The sequence below is a fragment of the Pseudomonas sp. 43mfcvi1.1 genome (assembly GCF_900115935.1).
Taxonomy (GTDB): Bacteria; Pseudomonadota; Gammaproteobacteria; order Pseudomonadales; family Pseudomonadaceae; genus Aquipseudomonas; species Aquipseudomonas bijieensis.
Map to the genome: position 1 here is coordinate 102568 of NZ_UETT01000005.1, position 18705 is coordinate 121272.

16 protein-coding genes are annotated in these 18705 nt (G+C 59.8%); 8 read left to right on the plus strand and 8 right to left on the minus strand.

What is annotated here, in order from left to right; all coding sequences use genetic code 11:
- Positions 1-62: 62 nt before the first annotated feature.
- From DTP52_RS11360 to DTP52_RS11380, 5 genes are all read right to left on the minus strand, one after another.
- Positions 63-2873: an FAD-binding and (Fe-S)-binding domain-containing protein gene (locus DTP52_RS11360; protein ID WP_109753467.1), complete on the minus strand. Its 2811-nt coding sequence runs from the start codon at positions 2871-2873 to the stop codon at positions 63-65.
- On the minus strand, positions 2870-3541 hold the full coding sequence (locus DTP52_RS11365; protein ID WP_109753468.1) for a lactate utilization protein: 672 nt from the start codon (positions 3539-3541) through the stop codon (positions 2870-2872). The genes DTP52_RS11360 and DTP52_RS11365 overlap by 4 nt, the downstream gene beginning before the upstream one ends.
- Positions 3541-4995: a LutB/LldF family L-lactate oxidation iron-sulfur protein gene (locus tag DTP52_RS11370; protein ID WP_109753469.1), complete on the minus strand. Its 1455-nt coding sequence runs from the start codon at positions 4993-4995 to the stop codon at positions 3541-3543. The genes DTP52_RS11365 and DTP52_RS11370 overlap by 1 nt, the downstream gene beginning before the upstream one ends.
- On the minus strand, positions 4992-5816 hold the full coding sequence (locus DTP52_RS11375; protein ID WP_109753470.1) for a (Fe-S)-binding protein: 825 nt from the start codon (positions 5814-5816) through the stop codon (positions 4992-4994). Before DTP52_RS11375 ends, DTP52_RS11370 begins: the two co-directional genes overlap by 4 nt.
- A 150-nt stretch (positions 5817-5966) precedes the next feature.
- Positions 5967-7661: a lactate permease LctP family transporter gene (locus tag DTP52_RS11380; protein ID WP_109753471.1), complete on the minus strand. Its 1695-nt coding sequence runs from the start codon at positions 7659-7661 to the stop codon at positions 5967-5969.
- Positions 7662-7923: 262 nt separating this feature from the next.
- Between DTP52_RS11380 and DTP52_RS11385 the strand changes: the two genes are divergently transcribed.
- Positions 7924-8691, plus strand: a complete 768-nt coding sequence (locus DTP52_RS11385) for a GntR family transcriptional regulator (RefSeq protein WP_109753472.1) — start codon at positions 7924-7926, stop codon at positions 8689-8691.
- Positions 8692-8837: 146 nt separating this feature from the next.
- Here DTP52_RS11385 and smpB read toward each other — a convergent pair whose 3' ends face one another.
- Positions 8838-9320, minus strand: a complete 483-nt coding sequence (gene smpB / locus DTP52_RS11390; protein ID WP_030139770.1) for an SsrA-binding protein SmpB — start codon at positions 9318-9320, stop codon at positions 8838-8840.
- A gap of 118 nt (positions 9321-9438) precedes the next feature.
- Between smpB and DTP52_RS11395 the strand changes: the two genes are divergently transcribed.
- From DTP52_RS11395 to DTP52_RS11405, 3 genes are read left to right on the plus strand one after another with little or no spacing between them, the layout of a single operon-like run.
- A complete protein-coding gene (locus DTP52_RS11395) occupies positions 9439-10842 on the plus strand; it encodes a sodium-dependent transporter (protein ID WP_109753718.1) in 1404 nt (467 codons plus the stop codon).
- A 7-nt stretch (positions 10843-10849) separates the two neighbouring features.
- Positions 10850-11293, plus strand: a complete 444-nt coding sequence (locus tag DTP52_RS11400) for a type II toxin-antitoxin system RatA family toxin (RefSeq protein WP_109753473.1) — start codon at positions 10850-10852, stop codon at positions 11291-11293.
- Positions 11290-11592 carry an RnfH family protein gene (locus DTP52_RS11405; RefSeq protein WP_109753474.1) on the plus strand — a complete coding sequence of 101 codons (303 nt, stop codon included), beginning with the start codon at positions 11290-11292 and terminating at the stop codon, positions 11590-11592. The genes DTP52_RS11400 and DTP52_RS11405 overlap by 4 nt, the downstream gene beginning before the upstream one ends.
- Positions 11593-11650: 58 nt before the next feature.
- Here the strand turns inward: DTP52_RS11405 and DTP52_RS11410 are convergent, their stop codons facing one another.
- A complete protein-coding gene (locus DTP52_RS11410) occupies positions 11651-12178 on the minus strand; it encodes an outer membrane protein assembly factor BamE (protein WP_109753475.1) in 528 nt (175 codons plus the stop codon).
- Between the two features lie 97 nt (positions 12179-12275).
- On the opposite strand from DTP52_RS11410, the gene fur reads away from it, so the two are divergent.
- A complete protein-coding gene (gene fur, locus DTP52_RS11415) occupies positions 12276-12680 on the plus strand; it encodes a ferric iron uptake transcriptional regulator (protein ID WP_003197684.1) in 405 nt (134 codons plus the stop codon).
- Positions 12681-12755: 75 nt separating this feature from the next.
- Here the strand turns inward: fur and recN are convergent, their stop codons facing one another.
- Complete coding sequence (gene recN, locus DTP52_RS11420) at positions 12756-14429, minus strand: DNA repair protein RecN (protein ID WP_109753476.1); 1674 nt, start codon at positions 14427-14429, stop codon at positions 12756-12758.
- A 241-nt stretch (positions 14430-14670) separates the two neighbouring features.
- On the opposite strand from recN, the gene grpE reads away from it, so the two are divergent.
- From grpE to dnaJ, 3 genes are all read left to right on the plus strand, one after another.
- Positions 14671-15237 (plus strand): nucleotide exchange factor GrpE, encoded by a 567-nt coding sequence (gene grpE, locus DTP52_RS11425; RefSeq protein WP_109753477.1) that lies wholly within the window; start codon positions 14671-14673, stop codon positions 15235-15237.
- A 102-nt stretch (positions 15238-15339) separates the two neighbouring features.
- Complete coding sequence (gene dnaK, locus DTP52_RS11430) at positions 15340-17253, plus strand: molecular chaperone DnaK (protein ID WP_109753478.1); 1914 nt, start codon at positions 15340-15342, stop codon at positions 17251-17253.
- Between the two features lie 322 nt (positions 17254-17575).
- Complete coding sequence (gene dnaJ, locus DTP52_RS11435) at positions 17576-18700, plus strand: molecular chaperone DnaJ (RefSeq protein WP_109753479.1); 1125 nt, start codon at positions 17576-17578, stop codon at positions 18698-18700.
- Positions 18701-18705 lie beyond the last annotated feature (5 nt).

The following is an 18705-nucleotide window of genomic DNA, read 5'->3' on the forward strand; positions in this document are numbered from 1 at the left end:
GGTCCCGCATTTGCGGGACTTGATCAGTGGACTGCGACCCTGCGCCAGGGTTCTATTTTTCTTCAGGTCGTCCTGGCCTGGGTCACCCGATCCACCAAGTAGACCAGCCCGTGGTAGTCAATGGCGCCGTGCTGCGTAAGACCGATCTCACATGTACGGCTCGTAGATATCCCTTCGCTGCAATGCTGCACCGCGTCCTTGAGCGTACGCAGCGAATGGGCATTCAGCTCCGGCGTGGTGAAGCCCTTGTCGCCAGCGAAACCGCAGCAATGAATGCCTTCCGGGATGACCACGTTCTTGCTGCACTTGCGCGCCAGGTCGATCAGCGCCTGGCTTTCGCCAAGGTGCTGCGTGCTGCACGTGACGTGCACCGCGATGGGCGCTTCTTGGGGGGTGAAGTCGAGACGATCCATCAGATGGGTGCGAATGAAGCGCACCGGGTCGTACAGATCCAGCCGCACATCGCCAAGGTCCTGGACCAGCCGCAACGTGCAGGGGCTGGTGTCGCAGTAGATCGGATCGAGCCCGCCGCGGCTGGCATGCAGCAATGCGCCGATCAGTTCCTGGCGTTTGTGCTCGGCCTGTTCGACGTAGCCTTTGGAGGCAAACGGTTGGCCGCAGCAGAGGCTGTCCACGTTGTCGGGAAAGACGACCTGGTAGCCGGCCTTTTCCAGCAGCCGTTGGGTTTTTTCGTACAACGACACCTGCTCTTTATCCCCCGCAGCCGGGCCCATCACCCGCGACACGCACGCCGCCAGGTACACCACCCTCGGGCGTTCGTCCGACACGGCAATGCTTACGCGGATGGCCTTTTCCGGCTGGGGCATGGCGTTGGTCCACTGCGGAACCTGGCCCTTGGATAGACGCGACAATGAGGCCGACAGTTTCGCCAGGCGGGGCGCTCCCAGCAGCATGCGCGCACCGTTGGCGACGTGCAGGGCAAAGCGTGCGCCTTGCAGTGTGGTGGCGAAATTTCCTTCAATCCAATCGGCAGTTTTCGTCCTTGTCGCGTCACGGCTGCGCAGCTTTTTCACCAGCTCGCCGGTATTGATGCCTACCGGGCAACGTTGTGCACACAAGCCTGTAGCGGCGCAGGTATCGATGCCCTGGTATTGGTAGGCTCGTTCCAGTTCGTTGGTGTCGGTGCCGGCGCGTTTCTTCGCCTGAATATCGCGCCAGATCACGATGCGCTGGCGCGGGCTCAAGGTCAGATCCTTGGATGGACACACCGGTTCACAGAAGCCGCACTCGATGCACTTGTCCACAATCTCATCGGCGGCCGGCAGCGGTTTGAGGTGCTTGAGGTGGATCTGCGGATCTTCGCTGAGCACCACGTCCGGGTTGAGGATGCCGTTGGGATCGAGCAGGCGTTTGAGTTGCCACATCAATTGATAGGCATCGCTGCCCCATTCCAGCTCGACGAACGGCGCCATGTTGCGCCCGGTGCCGTGTTCGGCCTTCAGCGAACCGCCGAATTCCACCGCCACCAATTGCGCCACGTCATCCATGAACGCCTGGTAGCGTGCGACTTCTTCAGGGTTGTTGAAGCCTTGGGTGAAGACGAAGTGCAGATTGCCTTCCAGCGCATGTCCGAAAAGGATCGCTTCGTCGTAGTGATGTTTGTCGAACAACTCGATCAGGCGGTTCACGCCGATGGCCAGTTGTTCCACCGGAAAGGTCACGTCTTCGATGATGACCGTGGTCCCGGTTTTGCGTACGGCGCCCACGGCTGGAAAGGTGTCTTTACGGATCGCCCAGAGCCGGGCGTTTTCCCGTGGGTCTTCGGTAAAGTCGACCTGTTTTTCCACTGGGAAGCCGGCCAGCGAGGCCATGATTCGGGTCAGTTGCTCTTGTAGCAACGACGAGGAGGCGGCGCGGGATTCGATCAGCAGGGCGCAGGCATTGATCGACAGATGCTGTACGAAATCCGGCATGCCCGGCTTGTCCTGCACCGAGCGCAGGCTGCGGCGGTCCAGCAGTTCCACGGCCGAGACGGGCTGGCTCTTCAGCACGGTGACGGCGTTGCAGCAGGTTTCCACATCCGGGAACACAATCAGCGCCGAGGCTTTGTTCGGATGGTCGATGACGGTGTTGTAGGTCACCGCGCTGATGAAACCCAGGGTGCCTTCGGAGCCCACCAGCAGGTGGCTCAAGATATCCACAGGCTCGTCGAAATCCACCAGGGCATTGAGTGACAGGCCGGTGGTATTTTTCAGACGGTATTTGTGGCGAATTCGCGCAGCCAGTTCGGTGTTGGCGCGGGTTTCGCGGCCCAGAGTCGCCAGGCGCTCCAGCAGTTCACCGTGGCTTGTACGAAAAGCCGCCACGCTGGCTTCGTCTTCGGTATCCAGACGCGTGCCATCGGCCAGTACCAGACGGATGCCGGCCAGGGTGTGGTAGGTGTTCTGCGCGGTGCCGCAGCACATGCCACTGGCGTTGTTGGCGACAATACCGCCGATCTTGCAGGCGTTGATCGAGGCTGGATCAGGGCCGATCTTGCGCCCGAACGGTGCCAGCCAGGCGTTGGCCTGGGCGCCGATTACGCCGGGTTGCAAGCGAATCTGTGTACCTTGTTTGCGAATCTCGCGGCCGTTCCAGTTATCCCCAAGCACAATCAGCACCGAGTCGCTGATGGCTTGTCCGGACAGGCTGGTGCCGGCGGCGCGGAAGGTGACCGGGACCTGGTCCCGTTGGGCCAGTTTCAGCAGGGCGATCACTTCATCTTCGGATTCGACCCGTACCACCAGTTTCGGAATCAGCCGATAGAAACTGGCGTCGGTGCCGAAGGCCAAGGTCGACAGCGGATCGTCGAAACGTCGTTTTTGCGGAATCAGTTGCTGTACGTCACGCAGGAAAGAGGCCGGAAGGGTCATTGGTCCTCCAGAATCAAAACCACCAGATCCTTCGGACCATGGGCGCCATAGGCCAGGACTTGTTCGATGTCGGCGGTCTTGGACGGGCCGGACACCAGCAGGGCGTTGGTGGGCATGCCTTGGGCCCATTCGAATTCCTGCTGCACCTCATAGAAGTTGTCGCGGATTTCGCTGGCCTTGAGCAGAGCGAAATGCACCGGTGGCACCAGGCTCATCAGGCGCGGCTCTTCCCGGGTAGGCCAGAGGATCAGGCTGCCGGTAGCGGCGATGGCGCCGAGGGTTCCGGTCAGACTGGCCGGGGTGTCATTGAATAACTCGGCCTTCCATTCCTCTATTGGCCGGTCGTAGGCCTTGAGAGTTGGCAGGTCTGGATTGTTCGCCCAGAACTGTGTGATTTTTTGCCCGTGCGGCGTGGTCGGGGCGATGAGCAGGCTCGGCAGCTGGCGGTCACGCAGCAACTGCGCCAGCAGCGCGGGCCAGTCGTCACCGGACGTCAGATGGATTTCGGTGTGCACCGCCTCCATCAGCTTGCGCAATTGTGGGATACGTTCCTCGGGCGCATAGCGGTAGGTTTGTGTCACCAGGTCGACATCGAAGTTGTCGGCAACCGGTGTGGCACCTGTCAGGCTTTTACGCAGCTTGGCGAGGATATTGTCCTTGGCGCTCATCAACGGTCTCCCTGCTGGTTCAGGTGTTCGCGGGCCAGGTCATGCAATGAGCGGGCGGCGGGTTTGGGGGCACTGTGGTTCTGGGTCCACGGGCCGACGTTTTTAGGCGTCAGGGCGCGCAGGCGCGTGGCGAGGAAACCGAACAGCCGATACAGCCGCGGCGAACTGTTGAGCCGGGCCCAGGCATTCCAGATGAAGCGTTCCTTGGGCGAGTATTTGCTGCCCTGACCGCGCATCACTGGGTTGGGGCTGTCCGGCGCCTTGACGTTTTCTTCCCGCAGCCGCCGCAGCAAAGCCGGGATTGGAATTTTTACCGGACACACTTCACCGCAAGCGCCGCACAGTGAAGACGCGCTCGGGTGGTCCGGCACCTTGGCCAGGCCGACCATGTGCGGCGTGATGATTTTTCCGATAGGCCCCGGGTACACCTCGCCGTAGGCATGACCGCCGATTCGGGTATAGACCGGGCAATGATTCATACAGGCACCGCAGCGGATGCAGTTCAGGGTCTGGCGCAATTCGCTGTCGGCAAACGCCTGGCTGCGACCGTTGTCCAGTAGCACCAGGTGAACCTCTTGGGGGCCATCCAGTTCGTCAGGCTTGCGTGGGCCGGAGATCATGTTGACGTAGGTGGTGATCGGCTGGCCGAGAGCCGAGCGGGTCAGCAGTGAAAGCAGTGGCACGACATCGCGCAGGTTTTCCACGACTTTTTCGATGCCGGTCACGGCGATGTGCACCGGCGGTACGGTGGTGGACATCCGCCCGTTGCCTTCGTTTTCCACCAGCAGCAGCGTGCCGGTTTCGGCGACGGCGAAGTTGACGCCGGAGACGCCGATGTCGGCTTCAAAGAATTTCTGCCGCAATACCTTGCGACCGATCTGAATGAGTTGGTCAACGTCCTTGGTGTACTCCACGCCGAGTTTGTCGTGGAACAAGGACGCGACCTGACCGGCGTTCTTGTGGATCGCCGGCATAATGATGTGTGAAGGCTTCTCGTGATCGAGCTGGACGATGTACTCCCCCATGTCGGACTCGAGACATTCAATGTCCCGAGCCTCGAGGAAATGGTTCATCTCCATCTCTTCGCTGACCATCGATTTGCCCTTGATCACTTGCCGCGCCTCGTGAGCCCGGATGATCGAGAGGACGATGCCATTGGCCTCGTCCACCGTCTCCGCCCAGTGCACGTTCACACCGTTGCGGGTCAGGTTGGTTTCAAGTTGCTCGAGCAGGTCGGGCAGCTTGGATAACGCGCGGGCGCGGACCGCATTGCCCAGCACCCGCAGGTGTTCTCTTTCGTGGGCATCGCTGAAGGACGTTGCCCGCTTGGTCATCAGTGAGTCCATCGCGCTGCGAAAGTTGTTTCGCAGTTGCGTGTCGTCCAAAGCCTTGTGTGCCCGGGCGCGAAAATCTTCCTGCACCTCAATGGTCGGGATCAGCGTCGGCGTGCTCATGCGGCACCTCCGGTACGCTGCCAGAGGAAACTCGCCAGATGCTGGCCGCGTAACGCCTCCTGCTGTTTTTCCAGCGCGCCGTTGATGTTCATCAAGCAACCGCAGTCGGCGCTGACGACCTGATGTGCGCCGGATTCCTTCAGCGCTCGGGTCTTGTCGGCCACCATCGCACCGGAAATATCCGGCATGCGCACGCTGAACGTCCCACCAAAACCACAGCATTCACTTTCGTGGCTGTGCTCGACGCGTTCCACATTGCACAACTGCGCGAGCAATGCGCGACTGTGCAGGTGGGTGTTCATTTCACGCCGTGCCGAGCAGGACGTGTGCAGCGCGATTTTTACCGGCTTGCCGCTGTCCTGCAGCTGCACCTTGCAGACAAACAGCAGGAATTCGGCCAGTTCATAGGTCCGGGCCGCCAGGGCCTGGACCTGCTTGAGCGTCTCCGGCTCGTCCTTGAACAAGTCGGCGTAATGCTCGCGTAGCATGCCGGCGCAGGAACCTGAGGGCACCACCACCGGATAATCTTCGGCAAACAAGGCCAGTTGCGCCCGCGCCACCGTCCGCGCCTGCTCGGTGTAGCCCGAGGTGTAGGCCGGCTGACCGCAGCAACTTTGCCCTTGCGGGTAGTCCACCCGGATCCCTTCGCGCTCCAGCAGATGAATCGCATCCATCCCCGCTTCGGGATAGAACAGGTCCACCACACACGTTCCGAACAGGTAGACCCGACGAGGTTTCTCGCTGGGGTACTGCCGAGGTTCGGGCAATGGCGGGGCGACGCGGGTCGCGTTGGGTACGGCGTTGTAAAAAAGCTCGCTCATCAGGCGTGTCTCCGGGTGGTCCCGGTTATCCGTCCGCTGAGGCTGCTGAATATAGCCAGGAAATCTTTCAGCAGCCTTGCAGACCCGGTTGTGAATAGCAGACGCCGAATCACGGTTCGGCGTCGGTTTTTCCAGTATTGCGTGTAGGACTTAATGAACCAGCATGCCGGTGAACCAGTAGGCCTGGGCCAACGTGATCAGGCCGACAATCGTTGCAAAGAATAGGCTGTGTTTGAGGGTGAAACGGAACAGATCCGATTCCTTGCCCACCAGCCCGGTAGCCGCGCAGGCCACGGCGATCGATTGTGGCGAAATCATCTTGCCGGTCACGCCGCCACTGGTGTTCGCCGCGACGAGCAAGGTGTCGTTGACGCCGAGCTGGTGCGCGGTGGTGGCTTGCAGCGAGCTGAACAGGGCGTTGGACGAAGTATCGGAACCGGTCAGGAACACACCCAGCCAACCCAGGAACGGCGAGAAGAACGGGAACGCCGCGCCTGTTCCAGCCAGCACCAGGGCCATGGTCGACGACATGCCCGAGAAGTTGGTAACGAAGGCGAACGCCAGCACCATACCGATGGACAGGATCGGCCAGCGCAGTTCGAAAAAGGTCTCTTTAAAAGTGGTAAGACCAGTTTTGATGTTGATCTTCAGCACCAGCATCGAGATCAGCGCGGAGAAGAAAATCGCCGTGCCGGTCGCGGAAATCGGGTCAAGCTTGAACACGGCCGGAATGGCGGTGGGGTTGATCACGATGGGTGCGACCTTGATCACCATCTGGTCCAGGTGCGGGATGGCGAAGTTGAACACCCAGCCGTACATGGACCCGCCAGCGGCGAACATCGCCTTGAACGGTTTCAGGGTCCAGATCGTCACCAGCACGGTCAGGATCAGGAACGGCGACCAGGCCTTGATAATTTCCCCCAGGCTGTAGGGCGAAGCCACGGTGCTGCGCGGTTGGCCGAAACCGCCGGCGCTGGCGGTAACCGCTGCGCTGGCAGTGGCGCCGGCAATCTGGGCGCCCGCGGTGCGCTTGGGCTGCCAGACTTTCAGGAACAGGGTCAGGGAAATCAGGCTGGCCAGGGCCGAGGTGATGTCTGGCAGTTCCGGGCCGATGAAGTTGGACGTGAAGTATTGGGTAATGGCGAAGCTCAAGCCTGCCACCAGCGCGGCTGGCCAGGTTTCCCGCACGCCGCGCAGGCCGTCCATCATGAACACCAGCCAGAACGGCACGAACAGCGATAGCAAGGGCAGTTGGCGACCGGTCATGGCGCCGATCTTGAAGGCGTCGATCCCGGTGACCTGGCCGGCCACGATAATTGGAATACCCAGCGCGCCAAATGCTACCGGGGCAGTGTTGGCGATCAGGCACAGACCCGCGGCGTACAGGGGGTTGAAGCCCAGGCCGACCAGTAGGGCGGCAGTGATTGCCACCGGAGCACCAAAACCGGCGGCGCCTTCCAGGAACGCGCCGAAGCAAAAGCCGATCAACAGCACTTGCAGGCGTTGGTCATCGGTAATCGACAGCACCGAGCTGCGAATCACCTCGAACTGACCACTCTTGACCGTCAGTTTGTAGAGGAACACGGCGGCGACAATGATCCAGGCGATGGGCCACAGGCCATAGGCAAAACCATAGCCGGCGGCGGCAAACGCCATGTCCGCAGGCATGTTGAACGCGAAAATCGCCACGGCAATGGCCAGGGCCAGGGTGATGCTGCCGGCCACGTGCCCCTTGAGGCGAAACACCGCCAGGGCCAGGAAGAAAAATACGATGGGAATGACGGCCGCGAGTGCGGACAAGCCAAGGCTGCCGAGCGGGCTGTAGAGCTGTTGCCAGGTTTGCATAGTGGGTGGGCCCCTAATTGTTGTTGGTCAGGCACTGTCAGCGTTTTTGGTTAATTGGTAATACCAATTTACAATCGCTGTTGGCTAGGGTAAAAGCCTTGGTTGTCGTGTGTCAATTTGCCGCCCTGAAACTTTCGTCGAATAAGCGGTGCAGACGGCATCTGATCCGTTGATGCAAACGGTTTTTGATGGGTGTGGATAAGTCCCGGATGGGCCAGAATAGAGAGCCCGGCGAGCCGTCGGGATCGTGGAGAATCGAGTTATGGGGTTTGATCAGATTCGTCAGCGCCGTTTGTCTGACGATATTGTCGAGCGGCTTGAAGGAATGATCCTCGAGGGCACGTTGAAGTCCGGTGAGCGGTTGCCGGCTGAGCGGGCTCTGGCTGAACAGTTCGGCGTGTCACGCCCTTCGTTGCGCGAGGCGATCCAGAAACTGGCGGCCAAGGGCCTGCTGGTCAGTCGCCAGGGCGGCGGCAATTATGTGGTGGAGTCGCTGGGCTCGACGTTCAGTGATCCGCTGTTGCAATTGCTGGAGAGCAACCCCGAGGCGCAGCGTGACTTGCTGGAGTTTCGCCATACGCTGGAAGCCTCCTGCGCGTACTACGCAGCACTGCGGGCCACGGATGTGGACCGCGAGCGGCTGACGGCGGCGTTCGAAGCGCTACAGGATTGTTATTCGCGCCACGAAGAGGTGAGTCGGGCAGAGGAGGGCGCGGCGGATGCCCGGTTTCACTTGGCGATTGCTGAAGCCAGTCACAATGCGGTGTTGTTGCACACCATTCGTGGGTTGTTCGACCTGCTCAAGCGCAACGTGGTGACCAACATCGGCGGCATGTACAAGCAGCGCAGTGAAACCCGCGACATGCTGATCAGCCAGCATCGGGAATTGTATCAAGCCATTATGGATGGGCACGCCGAGCTGGCTCGGGAAGTGTCGAGCCGGCATATCTTGTATGTGCAGGAAGTCTTGGAAGAGGTGCGCCAGGAAGTGCAGCGGGTGGCGCGGGCGGAGCGGCGCAAGGGGATGTAGCCAGTTGGTTCTATAGTGATTGGGCGGCCGCATTCGCGAGCAAGCCCGCTCCCACACTGGATCACTGTCGTACACATATTCTGTGTTCGCTAAAGATCCAATGTGGGAGCGGGCTTGCTCGCGAATGCGGCTTCAAGGCGAAAGAATCAGTCTTCCTTGCCCTTGTTGCGCACCGCGCGCTGCAACTCGCGACCGGCGTCGCGTTCGCGTTCGGTATCGCGCTTGTCGTATTCCTTCTTGCCCTTGCCCAGGGCAATTTCGCACTTGATCAAGTGCTTGCTCCAGTACAGTGACGTACAGACGCAGGCGTAGCCTTTCTGCTGCACGGACGCGAAGAGTTTTTCCAGCTCGCGCTTGTTGAGCAGCAGCTTGCGCGAGCGCACCGGATCGGCGATCACGTGGGTGCTGGCGGTTGTCAGCGGCGTGATATGACTGCCCAGCAGCCAGGCTTCGCCGTCCTTGAGCAGCACATAACTGTCAACCAACTGCGCCTTGCCGGCACGCAAGCTCTTTACTTCCCAACCGGCCAGGACCATGCCAGCCTCGAAACGTTGTTCGATGAAGTAATCGTGTCGCGCCTTTTTATTTTGCGCGATGGTCCCTGTGGGGTGTTTCTTCTGTTTAGCCATAGGGGCGGCATTATAGGCAGTTGCGTGCGTGTCGGCTACGGTGAAGCTGCGTGCTTGAGCACGTTGAGTGAATCCCGGACAATGCGGCCTCTTTTTTGAACGCTTGGGCGTGATCACGATGTCGACAGACAAGGTTTCTGTCCACGGCAGTTGGGCTAGCCGTTGGGTCTTCATACTCGCGGCGACCGGTTCTGCCGTGGGGCTGGGTAGTATCTGGAAGTTTCCGTACATGGTCGGCGTCTACGGTGGCGGCGCCTTCGTACTGATGTTCCTGGCGTGCATTGCGCTCATCGGCGCTCCGGTGATGCTGGCTGAAACCCTGATTGGTCGTCGGGCCCGGCAAAGCCCGGCCAATGCCCTGAAGGTGCTGGCGGTGGAAGCGGGGCATTCGACCAAATGGTCGTGGGGCGCCTTCGCCGGGATGATCACGGCGCTGTTGATCCTGTCTTTCTATAGCGTGGTCGGTGGCTGGTCGCTGGACTACATCATCGACATGGGGCGCGGGGACTTCCAGGGGGCCACGCCGGATCAGGTGGGCGCCTATTTCGGCAACGTGATCTCCGATCCCTGGAGGCTGACCCTCTGGCACACGATCTTCATGGTGCTTTCGGCGGTGGTGATTGCCCGGGGCGTGGTCGCCGGGCTTGAGCGCAGCCTGCGGATCATGATGCCGTTGCTGTTCGTGATGATCCTGGTGCTGCTGGGCTACAGCATGACCACTGGGCATTTCATGGAAGGCGTGCACTTCATGTTCGACTTCCAGCCAGAGAAAGTCCTGGATGGCCTTTTACCGGCGATGGGGCACGCGTTTTTCTCCCTGAGCGTCGGGGTTGGCTCGATCATGATCTACGGCGCCTACATGCCCAAGAACGCATCCTTGACCCGGACCGTCTTTGGCGTGGCACTGCTGGATACCTTCGTGTCGCTGTTGGCGGGCGTGGCATTGTTTCCGATTGTGTTCGCCGCTGGCCTGAACCCGAGCGAGGGGCCGGGGTTGATGTTTGTCAGCCTGCCCTTTGCCTTCGGCAGCATGGCCTTCGGCCAATTGATGGGCGTGGTGTTTTTTGTCCTGGTGGCCATCGCGGCCTGGAGCTCGGCCATTTCCCTGCTGGAACCCATGGTGGCCTACTTGGTTGAACGGACCCGCATCAGCCGCGCCTGGGTGACCTTCTGGCTGGCTTTCACCTGCTGGTTTGTCGGCCTGGGCACGGTGTTTTCCTTCAATATATGGAAGCAAGCGAAGTTTTTCGTGAACGAAGGCGGGTTGTTTCATCTCTACCAGTGGGGCGCAACCGGAGGACTGGATTTCTTCGGCGTGATTGATTTCTTCACATCACGGATCATGCTGCCATTGGGTGGTTTGTGTTTCGTGGTGTTTGCAGGATGGGTCATGGGGCGTGAAGCGGTGCGTGATGAATTGTCGCTGCGCAGCCCGGTTTTGTTTGCCTTGAGCCTGTTCTTGATGCGCTATGTGGCGCCCATCGGCATTCTCGTAGTGTTTGCCGCCCAGCTGTGGAAGTGACGCTTACATGACGACACATATTCAACGCTCGGCCTTGCTGCCCTACCCGGCGCAGGCGCTGTATGACCTGGTCAACGATGTGGCGAGCTACCCGGAGTTCCTGCCGTGGTGCGCATCCGCCGAGGTGCTGGAGAGCTCTGAAACTCATATGCGCGCCAGTCTCAACATTGCCAAGAGCGGTTTGAGCCAGCGTTTCGTCACGCGCAATACGCTGGTGCCAGGGCAATCCATCGAGATGAACCTGGAAGAGGGGCCCTTCAATCAGCTCCACGGCGTCTGGGTGTTCAAGTCTCTGGGCGATAAGGCCTGCAAGATCAGCCTGGACCTGTCGTTCGACTACGCCGGCCCATTGGTGCGAGCGACGTTGGGGCCGCTGTTCAATCAGGCCGCCAATACCCTGGTCGACGCGTTCTGCCAGCGGGCCAAGCAGAATGCCGAGCTCAAGCGTTGATTGAGATAGAAGTGGTGTATGCCAGCGTCGACCGCCAGGTCTTGCGCACATTTGCCGTGCCGCAAGGCACGAGTGTTCGCGCGGCGCTGAAGGCATCGGGCATTACCGATGCGTTCCCGAAACTGGATCTGGCGACCTGCCCGGTGGGGATTTTTGGCAAAGTGGTCGCCGATCCTGATCGGCAGGTGGTCCAGGCGGGTGATCGGCTGGAGATTTATCGACCTTTGCTGGCCGATCCTAAAGAAATTCGTCGATTGCGGGCGGCCAAGGCCGCTCAAGCGCGCCAATCCGATCAGTAACCCGCTTGAATCGCAGGCAATAAAAAACCCGGCATGCCGGGTTTTTTCATGTTGCGACTTATTGCGGCGAAGTATCCAGGGGCTCTGGCGTCGGGACTGGTACGGTCTCGACTTTGTCCACGTCCTTCTGGATCTGGTCCAGCAACGAACCTGGCTTGGCCGGTTTTTCCGGTTTCGGCTGTTCGGCGTTCTGGGTCGGATCGGTAACGGTAGTGCCGCTATCCTTGCCCATGATGGCCTCGTCGCGGCTCACGCCGGGCATGAAATCGCCCGACAGGCTGACGAGTTGGTCGTTAGAGTTGAAGATAACGCTGATGCGTTCCTGTTGGCGCTCGCCGCCGCCTGGCTGCAAGCTGTACAGATAATCCCAGCGATCGGCGTGGAACGTGTCGGTCAACAGAGGGTTACCCATGATAAACCGTACTTGCCGGCGGGTCATTCCCGGGCGTAACTGGTCTATCATGTCCTGCGTGACGACATTGCCCTGCTGGATGTCGATTTTGTAAACCCCGGGGAATGAACAACCGGCGAGTGCGAGCAGTCCCACAAAGGTGAAACTGGTTAGCAAGAGCTTGGTGTTTTGCATCGGTGGGCGACTTCCACTATCTTGGCTGGGACAACGTAAACGCCGATCATACCCGCATTAAGAGAAGCTGCGAAGCAGCATCGCGAGAAAGCTGACCATGGTTGAAAATAGCGAACTACGCAAAGCCGGCCTCAAAGTGACCCTGCCAAGGGTCAAGATTCTGCAAATGCTCGATTCCGCCGAGCAACGCCACATGAGTGCCGAGGATGTCTACAAGGCGCTTATGGAGGCTGGTGAGGACGTCGGTCTGGCCACGGTTTACCGTGTTCTGACCCAGTTCGAGGCAGCTGGCCTTGTGGTGCGGCACAACTTCGACGGAGGCCACGCGGTCTTCGAGCTGGACGACGGCAAGCATCACGACCATATGGTCAACGTCGAGACCAGTGAAGTGATCGAATTCTTCGACGAAGAAATCGAGCGGCTGCAGAAAGCAATCGTCGACAAGTATGGCTTCGAGATGGTTGATCACAATCTCGTGCTGTACGTACGCAAGAAAAAGTAAGCATGTCGCGCGGACTTAAGGTTCGCGAAACGAACGAAGGCGACCCCAGGGTCGCCTTCGTGCTTTCTACCGTTCTCAGATTTTCGCGGTAACGACCATTTTTTTCGCGTGGGCCAGGGATTCCTTGGTGAGGTCGATACCTCCGAGCATTCGCGCCACCTCTTCCACGCGCTCATTTTTGTTGAGTTTGGACACAGCGGTGCGGGTGGCGTCCTCGCCACGCACTTTGTGCACGAACAAATGCTGGTGTCCCTGGGCGGCGACTTGGGGCAGGTGGGTAACCGTCAGCACTTGGCCACGCTCACCCAGTCGGCGCAGCAGTTGGCCGACAATTTCCGCGGTTGGGCCGCCGATGCCTACGTCCACTTCGTCGAATACCAGCGTCGGCACGCGAGAGGTCTGTGCGGTGATGACCTGGATAGCCAGGCTGATTCGTGACAATTCGCCGCCGGAGGCGACTTTGGCCAGGGCCTTGAGTGGTTGTCCGGGGTTGGCGCTGACCAGCAATTCCACTTGCTCAAGTCCATTGGGCTGGAGCTCGTCGCCGGCATTGGGGCGCAATTCGATGGTGAAGCGCCCGCCGGGCATGCCCAGGCGCTGGATTTCCTGCTCCACGGCGCAGGCCAGCCCTGTTGCGGCCTGCCGGCGCAGTTCACTGAGTTCCTTGGCCTTTTCCTGATAATGACGGGCATAAGAAGCCAGTTCGTCCCCCAGGCGTTCGATGGATTCATCGTTGGCGTTCAGGGTTTCCAGTTCGTCCAGTAGCCGCTGCTGGAGCTCGGCAACATCGGTCGGTTGGATGCGGTGCTTGCGCGCCAGCGTATAGATGGTGTCCAGGCGTTCTTCCAGGTATTGCAGGCGTGCCGGGTCGGCATCGAAATGATCGAGGAAGCGATTCAGCTCCCCGACGGCCTCTTCGACCTGGATCTGCGCACTCGTCAGCAGGTTGGTCGCTTCGTTCAAGGCGCCCACCGAATTGTTCACGCTGGAGAGTCGGTTCAGGCTCGCTGTCAGTGCATTGAGCACATTGCCCGAATCGCTCTCGCTGCATTGCTCGACCACTTGGCGGCAGATACCCAGCAGGGTTTCGGCGTTGGTCAGGTTCTTGTGTTCCTGCTCCAGCTCTTCCAGTTCATTTTCACCCAGGGCCAGGTTCTCCAGCTCTTCGAGCTGGTAGCTCAGCAACTGGTGACGGGCGCGTTGTTCGTCGCCGGAGTTGGAAAGTCGATCCAGTTCCTGCCGGGTCTGGCGCCAGCGTTGGGCCGCCAGTTGGACCTGCCGGGCCAGGTCCGTGGCGCCGGCATACTCATCCAGCAAGCGGCGGTGGGTGTCGGTCTTGAGCAGGGATTGGTGTTCATGCTGGCTGTGGATGTCGATCAGCAGTTCGCCAAGGGCCTTGAGATCGCCCAAGGGGCAGGGCGTGCCGTTGATATAGCCTCGGGAACGGCCTTCGGCGGTGATGACCCGGCGAAGGATGCACAGGCCATCGGTGTCCAGGTCGCGCTCGGCCAGCCAGGCGCTGGCCTCGGGGATGTCGACCAGGTCGAACGTCGCCAGGATGTCGGCCTTGTCTGCTCCGGGGCGCACTACGCCACTGTCGGCGCGGTCGCCCAGCGTCAGGCCCAGGGCATCGAGCATGATCGACTTGCCCGCGCCGGTTTCACCGGTGATCACGCTCATGCCTCGGTCAAGTTCGAGGTCGAGATGTTCGACGATGGCGTAGTTGTGTACGGACAGGTGCACCAGCATAAGGCCGCTCCCAGGCTTTAGGTCTGGTTATTTATACAGTGTTTTGTTTCGGCCTGACAATGCCCTCGCTTAGCTCGATTTGCTTGGGCGGATGGTTTTCTTAGCGCTGCGAGGAATGACTATGCAGCTGTTTTTTGTAAGGTTAATTCGTCAGATGGCCCTTGAAGCTGGAAAACCCGACCCCATATACCGGGGCAGAAGCGCGAGTCGAGCTCGCGGACGAAGTTGAGAGGAGAAATCTATGGCTGACGAACAGACGCAGGATACGCAAAATCTAGACGCCAACCAGGCTTCCCAGGATTCCGGTGAAGACCTGGCGGCACGTGTACAAGTGCTCGAAGAGCAACTGGCCGGTGCGCAGGATCAGGCGTTGCGTGTAGCAGCCGACCTGCAGAATGTCCGCCGTCGCGCCGAGCAAGATGTAGAGAAGGCTCATAAATTCGCCTTGGAGCGTTTCGCTGGCGACCTGCTGCCGATCATCGACAGCCTGGAGCGCGGCCTGGAACTGTCCAACCCGGATGACGAAAACATCCGTCCGATGCGTGAAGGCATCGAGCTGACCCTGAAAATGTTCCAGGACACCCTCAAGCGTTATCAGCTCGAAGCCCTCGACCCCCATGGCGAACCCTTCAATGCCGAGCACCATCAGGCCATGGCGATGCAGGAAAGTGCCGACGTCGAGCCAAACAGCGTCCTGAAGGTTTTCCAGAAGGGTTACCTGCTCAACGGTCGTCTGTTGCGCCCGGCCATGGTCGTGGTCAGCAAGACGCCAGCACCGGTTTCGCCTTCTATTGATGAGCAGGCTTGAAATCGGTCGTAGCGGCCCCATCTATTAAGTCAAGCGTTTAAGTGCTACCGCAGTTAGCCACCACTGCTGCGGCAACAAAATCCAAGTTCCGGGAGAGTTAACATGGGCAAGATTATCGGCATCGACCTGGGGACCACCAACTCGTGCGTCTCCGTGCTGGAAAACGGCAAGGCCAAAGTTATCGAGAACGCTGAAGGCGCGCGTACCACGCCGTCGATCATCGCTTACGCCAACGATGGCGAGATTCTGGTTGGCCAGTCGGCCAAGCGTCAGGCAGTGACCAATCCGCATAACACCCTGTACGCGGTGAAGCGTCTGATCGGTCGCAAGTTCGACGAAGAAGTCGTTCAGAAAGACATCAAGATGGTGCCTTACAAAATCGCCAAGGCTGACAATGGCGACGCCTGGGTTGAAGTGAACGGCCAGAAAATGGCACCGCCACAGATCTCGGCTGAAATTCTCAAGAAAATGAAGAAGACCGCTGAGGATTATCTCGGCGAAGCCGTGACCGAAGCGGTCATCACCGTTCCTGCATACTTCAACGACAGCCAGCGCCAGGCGACCAAAGACGCCGGCCGCATCGCGGGCCTTGACGTAAAACGTATCATCAACGAACCAACTGCGGCAGCTCTGGCCTATGGTATGGACAAGGCCAAGGGCGATCACACCGTGATCGTTTATGACCTGGGCGGCGGTACCTTCGACGTCTCTGTGATCGAGATCGCTGAAGTCGATGGCGAACACCAGTTCGAAGTACTGGCGACCAACGGTGACACCTTCCTCGGTGGTGAAGACTTCGACATTCGCTTGATCGACTACCTCGTCGACGAGTTCAAGAAAGAAAGCGGCATGAACCTCAAGGGTGACCCGCTGGCCATGCAGCGCCTGAAAGAAGCCGCTGAAAAAGCCAAGATCGAACTGTCCTCGAGCCAGTCGACCGACGTGAACCTGCCGTACATCACCGCAGACGCCACCGGTCCTAAGCACCTGAACGTAAAAATCTCCCGCGCCAAGCTTGAAGCGCTGGTGGAAGACCTGGTTCAGCGCACCATCGAGCCTTGCCGCATTGCGATGAAAGATGCCGGTATCGACGTTGGCTCGATCAACGACGTGATCCTGGTTGGCGGCCAGACCCGTATGCCGCTGGTTCAGAAGCTGGTGACCGATTTCTTCGGCAAAGAAGCGCGTAAGGACGTGAACCCGGACGAAGCCGTTGCCATGGGTGCTGCCATCCAGGGCGCCGTTCTGGCCGGTGATGTGAAGGACGTTCTGCTGCTCGACGTCAGCCCGCTGACCCTGGGTATCGAAACCATGGGTGGCGTGATGACCGCGCTGATCGAGAAAAACACCACGATTCCTACCAAGAAATCCCAAGTGTTCTCGACTGCTGACGATAACCAGGGCGCCGTGACCATCCATGTGCTGCAAGGTGAGCGCAAGCAGGCTGCCCAGAACAAATCCCTGGGCAAGTTCGACCTGGCCGAGATTCCACCGGCTCCACGTGGCGTGCCACAAATCGAAGTGACCTTCGACATCGACGCCAACGGCATCCTGCATGTCGGCGCGAAAGACAAGGCCACCGGCAAGACCCAGTCGATCGTGATCAAGGCCAACTCCGGTCTGTCCGAGGAAGAAATTCAGCAGATGGTTCGCGATGCTGAAGTCAACGCCGAGGAAGACCGCAAGTTCGAAGAACTGGCTAGCGCCCGCAACCAGGGCGACGCCCTGGTGCACTCGACCCGCAAGATGATCGCCGATGCTGGCGAGAAAGTGACCGCGGAAGAGAAAACCGCTATCGAAGCGGCTGTGGTTGCCCTGGAAGCTGCCGTCAAAGGCGACGACAAGGCTGCCATCGAGGCGAAGATCGAAGAGTTGTCCAAGGTCTCCGCTCCAGTGGCCCAGAAGATGTACGCCGAGCAGGCTCAGCCCGCTGAAGGCGCAGCCCAGGGCGAGTCGGCCGAAAAAGCCGACGATGTCGTTGACGCTGAGTTCGAAGAAGTGAAAGACCACAAGTAATCGCTTGTTGGTCGGCCGGTTGACTGCATTTGTGCGGTGGCTGGTAGGATGTCGCCGCGCGGGAGCTTGCTCCCGCGTTGGCGTGTCTGGAGTCAGTGAATTTTTACAGCATGCGACAACGCTCGGATGCTGGCGGTGTGATCGGGAATGCTCCTGCTTTCCGAACGACATACACCGCGTTTTGGCCGGGTCCCTGGCTGAAAGATTAAAGACCAGGATCGTTGAATCGACGTGAGTTGGGTCCGGGCCTGTATTGGGGCTCAACGAGTTTGGCAAGGTTCAGGAGAGGTTTGCCGGACGTCCTATAAGAGTGCAAAGACTAATGGCAAAGCGTGACTTTTACGAAGTATTGGGTGTCGAGCGGGGGGCCAGCGAGGCAGACCTGAAAAAGGCCTATCGTCGCCTGGCGATGAAGCACCACCCGGACCGTAATCCCGGCGACAAAGCGTCGGAAGAGATGTTCAAGGAGGCCAACGAGGCCTACGAAGTACTGTCCGATTCCAGTAAACGCGCGGCTTACGACCAGTACGGTCATGCCGGTGTCGACCCAAGCATGGGTGGCGGCGGTGCCGGTTTTGGCGGTCAGAATTTCTCCGATATTTTCGGCGATGTGTTCAGCGATTTCTTCGGTGGCGGTCGCGGCGGTGCCCGTGGTGGCGCCCAGCGTGGCAGTGACCTGCGTTACACGTTGGAGTTGGACCTGGAAGAGGCGGTGCGCGGTACTACCGTGAATATCCGTGTTCCGACACTGGTCAATTGCAAGCCGTGCGATGGCTCGGGTGCCAAGAAGGGGTCCTCGCCTGTTACGTGCCCAACCTGCGGCGGCATCGGCCAGGTCCGCATGCAACAGGGCTTCTTCTCGGTGCAGCAGACCTGCCCGCGTTGCCATGGCCAGGGCAAGATCATTTCCGACCCGTGCGACTCCTGCCACGGTGAAGGGCGTGTCGAAGAGTACAAGACGCTGTCGGTGAAAGTGCCGGCCGGGGTCGATACCGGTGACCGCATTCGTCTGTCCGGCGAAGGCGAGGCGGGTGCCCAGGGTGGCCCGACTGGCGACCTGTACGTGGTCATCAACGTGCGCGAGCATTCGATTTTCCAACGTGACGGCAAGCACCTGTTCTGCGAAGTGCCGATCAGCTTCGTCGATGCTGCCTTGGGCGGTGAGCTTGAGATCCCGACCCTCGACGGTCGCGTCAAGTTGAAAATCCCCGAGGGTACGCAGACCGGCAAGCAGTTCCGGATTCGTGGCAAGGGCGTTGCACCAGTGCGTGGTGGCGGCGCGGGTGACCTGATGTGCCGCGTGGCGGTGGAGACTCCGGTCAACCTGAGTCGGCGCCAGCGTGAGTTGCTGGAGGAGTTTCGCAGCTCGCTGGCCGATGACAACAGTCACTCCCCGAAAACCACCGGCTGGTTCGAAGGCGTGAAGCGCTTCTTCGGCGACCTGTAAGGAGT